The organism is Dyella sp. C9, from assembly GCF_003332825.1.
Classification (GTDB): Bacteria; Pseudomonadota; Gammaproteobacteria; order Xanthomonadales; family Rhodanobacteraceae; genus Dyella.
The window spans coordinates 1-5,028 of record NZ_QIRF01000031.1 but is presented as its reverse complement, the minus strand read 5'-3'; the positions used below and the strand labels follow the sequence as shown (position 1 = coordinate 5,028).

Below are 5,028 nucleotides of genomic sequence, written 5' to 3'. Positions count from 1 at the left end.
TTCGCTGAAGGTGTTGACGGACTGGAAAGATGATGTAAGATGAGCGGCTCACTCGGAACGAAATGTTCCAACGCTGAAACGGCAACGTTCGGCAAGTGATTGAGATCTTTGACAGTGTGCGCAGGTGACTTGTGTGGGCGCCTTGCGGTGGATGACTGAATGTCAAACATATGCAAGCGTCTAACCTAAGAGTCAATTCAAAAGCTTGACGTTTATGGTTAGGACATACGCTTCAGAAAGATAGATCGAGTGTTTGCCTTCGGGTGAGCACAAGGTCGAAAACTTAAGTGAAGAGTTTGATCCTGGCTCAGATTGAACGCTGGCGGCATGCCTAACACATGCAAGTCGAACGGCAGCACAGCAGTAGCAATACTGTGGGTGGCGAGTGGCGGACGGGTGAGTAATGCATCGGGATCTACCCAAACGTGGGGGATAACGTAGGGAAACTTACGCTAATACCGCATACGTCCTATGGGAGAAAGCGGGGGATCGCAAGACCTCGCGCGGTTGGACGAACCGATGTGCGATTAGCTAGTTGGTAGGGTAATGGCCTACCAAGGCGACGATCGCTAGCTGGTCTGAGAGGATGATCAGCCACACTGGAACTGAGACACGGTCCAGACTCCTACGGGAGGCAGCAGTGGGGAATATTGGACAATGGGCGCAAGCCTGATCCAGCAATGCCGCGTGTGTGAAGAAGGCCTTCGGGTTGTAAAGCACTTTTATCAGGAGCGAAATACTACCGGCTAATATCCGGTGGGGCTGACGGTACCTGAGGAATAAGCACCGGCTAACTTCGTGCCAGCAGCCGCGGTAATACGAAGGGTGCAAGCGTTAATCGGAATTACTGGGCGTAAAGCGTGCGTAGGCGGTTATTTAAGTCTGTTGTGAAATCCCCGGGCTCAACCTGGGAATGGCAATGGATACTGGATAGCTAGAGTGTGATAGAGGATGGTGGAATTCCCGGTGTAGCGGTGAAATGCGTAGAGATCGGGAGGAACATCAGTGGCGAAGGCGGCCATCTGGATCAACACTGACGCTGAGGCACGAAAGCGTGGGGAGCAAACAGGATTAGATACCCTGGTAGTCCACGCCCTAAACGATGCGAACTGGATGTTGGTCTCAACTCGGAGATCAGTGTCGAAGCTAACGCGTTAAGTTCGCCGCCTGGGGAGTACGGTCGCAAGACTGAAACTCAAAGGAATTGACGGGGGCCCGCACAAGCGGTGGAGTATGTGGTTTAATTCGATGCAACGCGAAGAACCTTACCTGGCCTTGACATGTCTGGAATCCTGCAGAGATGCGGGAGTGCCTTCGGGAATCAGAACACAGGTGCTGCATGGCTGTCGTCAGCTCGTGTCGTGAGATGTTGGGTTAAGTCCCGCAACGAGCGCAACCCTTGTCCTTAGTTGCCAGCACGTAATGGTGGGAACTCTAAGGAGACTGCCGGTGACAAACCGGAGGAAGGTGGGGATGACGTCAAGTCATCATGGCCCTTACGGCCAGGGCTACACACGTACTACAATGGTCGGTACAGAGGGTTGCAATACCGCGAGGTGGAGCCAATCCCAGAAAGCCGATCCCAGTCCGGATTGGAGTCTGCAACTCGACTCCATGAAGTCGGAATCGCTAGTAATCGCAGATCAGCTATGCTGCGGTGAATACGTTCCCGGGCCTTGTACACACCGCCCGTCACACCATGGGAGTGAGTTGCTCCAGAAGCCGTTAGTCTAACCGCAAGGGGGACGACGACCACGGAGTGGTTCATGACTGGGGTGAAGTCGTAACAAGGTAGCCGTATCGGAAGGTGCGGCTGGATCACCTCCTTTCGAGAACGACATCTTTCTTCCCCGCAAGACGTCCACACAAGACACCTGCACTTCTTTTCACGCAAAGTCCCTTTTGCGAAGAGCTAAATCGGCCATCCATGGCTGAACTCTTCAACGAGACGCCGCTTCGATGCCTGGCATTGATAGCGACGTTTTTCGTTTCAGAAGGCGAGGTTCCCGGGTCTGTAGCTCAGGTGGTTAGAGCGCACCCCTGATAAGGGTGAGGCCGGTGGTTCGAGTCCTCCCAGACCCACCACCAAATCACTTGGGGCCATAGCTCAGCTGGGAGAGCACCTGCTTTGCAAGCAGGGGGTCGTCAGTTCGATCCTGACTGGCTCCACCATTTGGTGGCACACCGTGAAATGAAGGCAGAAGCGCACACGAATTGATTTGAAACGGAACGGCACTGTGGCCGTCTCTGTGTTCTTTGACAAAGTAAACGAGTGACAAGCGTCTTGGTTCGAAACCGAATCGAGATGTGTCGTTGAGGCAATTAAGCGAACGCGTTGTTTGGAGATGTAATCCCGAGGCGACTTGGGGTTATATGGTCAAGCGACCAAGCGTATACGGTGGATGCCTTGGCGGTCAGAGGCGATGAAGGACGTGGCAGCCTGCGAAAAGTGTCGGGGAGCTGGCAACAAGCTTTGATCCGGCAATGTCCGAATGGGGAAACCCACTGCGTAAGCAGTATCCTGCAGTGAATACATAGCTGCTGGAAGCGAACCCGGGGAACTGAAATATCTAAGTACCCGGAGGAAAAGAAATCAACCGAGATTCCGTCAGTAGCGACGAGCGAACGCGGACTAGCCCAAAAGTCTTTAGTGTTTTAGCCGAACGGTTTGGAAAGGCCGGCCATAGCGGGTGATAGCCCCGTAGGCGAAAGGGCATTAGAGATGAAATTGAGTAAGGCGGGGCACGAGAAACCCTGTCTGAACATGGGGGGACCATCCTCCAAGGCTAAATACTCCTGACCGACCGATAGCGAACAAGTACCGTGAGGGAAAGGCGAAAAGAACCCCGGAGAGGGGAGTGAAATAGACCCTGAAACCGTATACGTACAAGCAGTGGAAGCCCGCAAGGGTGACTGCGTACCTTTTGTATAATGGGTCAGCGACTTACTGTCAGTGGCAAGCTTAACCGTATAGGGGAGGCGAAGGGAAACCGAGTCTGAATAGGGCGCATAGTCTCTGGCAGTAGACCCGAAACCGAGTGATCTATCCATGGCCAGGTTGAAGGTGCGGTAACACGCACTGGAGGACCGAACCCACATCTGTTGCAATAGATGGGGATGAGCTGTGGATAGGAGTGAAAGGCTAAACAAACTCGGAGATAGCTGGTTCTCCTCGAAAGCTATTTAGGTAGCGCCTCGTATGAATCTTCCTGGGGGTAGAGCACTGTTATGGCTAGCGGGCCATCGCGGCTTAGTAAACCATGGCAAACTCCGAATACCAGGACAGAATGTACGGGAGACACACGGCGGGTGCTAACGTCCGTCGTGAAAAGGGAAACAACCCAGACCCGCAGCTAAGGTCCCAAAGTTATAGCTAAGTGGAAAACGATGTGGAAAGGCATAGACAGCCAGGAGGTTGGCTTAGAAGCAGCCACCCTTTAAAGAAAGCGTAATAGCTCACTGGTCGAGTCGGTCTGCGCGGAAGATTTAACGGGGCTAAGCTATACACCGAAGCTCGGGGTGCACACTTTGTGTGCGCGGTAGAGGAGCGTTCCGTAAGCCTGTGAAGGTGAGTTGAGAAGCTTGCTGGAGGTATCGGAAGTGCGAATGCTGACATGAGTAACGATAATGCGGGTGAAAAGCCCGCACGCCGAAAGCCCAAGGTTTCCTCGCGCAACGTTCATCGGCGCAGGGTGAGTCGGCCCCTAAGGCGAGGCAGAAATGCGTAGTCGATGGGAAGCTGGTTAATATTCCAGCACTTGTCTGTAGTGCGATGTGGGGACGGAGAAAGTTAGGTCTACCGGGCGTTGGTTGTCCCGGGGAAAGGCGGTAGGCATGAGGGTTAGGCAAATCCGGCCCTCTTTATGCCGAGCACCGAGACGAGCCCTATAGGGCGAAGTGACTGATACTACGCTTCCAGGAAAAGCCACTAAGCTTCAGCTACAGAGAAACCGTACCGTAAACCGACACTGGTAGGCAGGGTGAGAATCCCAAGGCGCTTGAGAGAACTCGGGTGAAGGAACTAGGCAAAATGGCACCGTAACTTCGGGAGAAGGTGCGCCCTCCGACGTGGTCACGTGCGTGACTGAGCGTTAGAGGGTCGCAGTAACCTGGCCGCTGCGACTGTTTATCAAAAACACAGCACTCTGCAAACACGAAAGTGGACGTATAGGGTGTGACGCCTGCCCGGTGCTGGAAGGTTAATTGATGGGGTCAGCCGCAAGGCGAAGCTCTTGATCGAAGCCCCAGTAAACGGCGGCCGTAACTATAACGGTCCTAAGGTAGCGAAATTCCTTGTCGGGTAAGTTCCGACCTGCACGAATGGCGTAACGACAGCGGCGCTGTCTCCACCCGAGACTCAGTGAAATTGAAATCGCTGTGAAGATGCAGCGTTCCCGCGGCAAGACGGAAAGACCCCGTGAACCTTTACTACAGCTTCACACTGAACGTTGAGTTCTTCTGTGTAGGATAGGTGGGAGGCTATGAAACCGAGACGCTAGTTTCGGTGGAGCCATCCTTGAAATACCACCCTGAAGTGCTTGACGTTCTAACCTAGGTCCGTAATCCGGATCAGGGACCGTGTGTGGTGGGTAGTTTGACTGGGGCGGTCTCCTCCCAAAGAGTAACGGAGGAGCACGAAGGTACGCTCAGCGCGGTCGGACATCGCGCACTGTGTGCAAAGGCATAAGCGTGCTTGACTGCGAGATCGACGGATCAAGCAGGTACGAAAGTAGGTCTTAGTGATCCGGTGGTTCTGTATGGAAGGGCCATCGCTCAACGGATAAAAGGTACTCCGGGGATAACAGGCTGATACCGCCCAAGAGTTCATATCGACGGCGGTGTTTGGCACCTCGATGTCGGCTCATCACATCCTGGGGCTGTAGCCGGTCCCAAGGGTATGGCTGTTCGCCATTTAAAGTGGTACGCGAGCTGGGTTCAGAACGTCGTGAGACAGTTCGGTCCCTATCTGTCGTGGGCGTTGGAGATTTGAGAGGGGCTGCTCCTAGTACGAGAGGACCGGAGTGGACG

At 53.9% G+C, this 5,028-nt stretch carries 2 tRNA genes and 2 rRNA genes; all 4 read left to right on the top strand.

Annotated elements, in window-relative coordinates:
• The first annotated feature begins 284 nt into the window (after window positions 1-284).
• Window positions 285-1,829: ribosomal RNA gene (locus DVU99_RS19525) — 16S ribosomal RNA — on the top strand.
• 179 nt (window positions 1,830-2,008) lie between these two features.
• Window positions 2,009-2,085, top strand: a tRNA-Ile gene (locus DVU99_RS19520).
• An 11-nt stretch (window positions 2,086-2,096) separates the two neighbouring features.
• A tRNA-Ala gene (locus tag DVU99_RS19515) sits at window positions 2,097-2,172 on the top strand.
• Between the two features lie 203 nt (window positions 2,173-2,375).
• Window positions 2,376-5,028 (top strand): 23S ribosomal RNA (locus tag DVU99_RS19510); the annotation flags it as partial.